The organism is Bartonella sp. MR90HLJMH, assembly GCF_042194115.1.
Lineage (GTDB): Bacteria > Pseudomonadota > Alphaproteobacteria > Rhizobiales > Rhizobiaceae > Bartonella > Bartonella grahamii.
On record NZ_JBHIMM010000039.1, the window covers coordinates 1 to 884 of the forward strand.

The window sequence follows — 884 nt, forward strand, 5'->3', positions numbered from 1 at the left end:
GAAAAAGACATTACCCTTGCTCAAGGTGACGCTTTGTTATGGGACAAGACTAAAGGCGCCTTTGTAGCAACGCATGGGGCAGAAAATAGCAAAACCAATAGCAAGATTACATCACTTAAGAATGGAGACATTACTGCAACCTCAAGTGATGCAGTAGCTGGTAACCAGCTTCATACTCTTGGGAACAGTGTTGCAAGTTATTTTGGCGGTGGTGCCAAGTATGATGGTGGAACATGGACCGCTCCTACATTCACGGTTAAGAGCGTGAAAGAAGATGGGAAAACAGAAGATAAAGGCTATCATGATGTAGCAACAGCTTTTGCTGGAGTTGGTACCTCTTTCTCAAATGTGAATAATTCTATTACGAATATTAAAAAAGAGGTTACCAAAGAGATTGCGGATGCAAAAAGTGATTCATTGAATTGGAGTAAAACTGCTAATGCCTTTGTAGCGCAGCATAAAAAGACGAAAGAAGAAGAAGACGGCACAGTTGTAGTGACACAAGAAAACAGCAAGATTACATCACTTAAGAATGGAGACATTACTGCAACCTCAAGCGATGCTGTAGCGGGCAATCAGCTTTATACCCTAGGAAGCAGTGTTGCAAAATCCTTAGGCGGTGCTGCTAGCTATGAGAATGGCGCATGGGTTGCTCCTACATTCAAGGTTAAAACCTTCAATAAAGATGGCACTGCGACTGAGAAGTCTTATGACACTGTCGCGACTGCCTTTGCCGGTGTTGGTGATTCATTCGAAAACGTTAAAGATACATTCAAGAATGTTAAGGATGAAATTACCAAAGAGATTGAAAAAGACATTACCCTTGCTCAAGGTGACGCTTTGTTATGGGACAAGACTAAAGGCGCCTTTGTAGCAACGCATGG

The 884-nt window shown here is 42.3% G+C and carries 1 pseudogene; it reads left to right on the forward strand.

Annotated elements, in window-relative coordinates:
* Positions 1-884 (forward strand): annotated as a pseudogene (locus ACFIJ9_RS08640) (hypothetical protein); the annotation flags it as partial.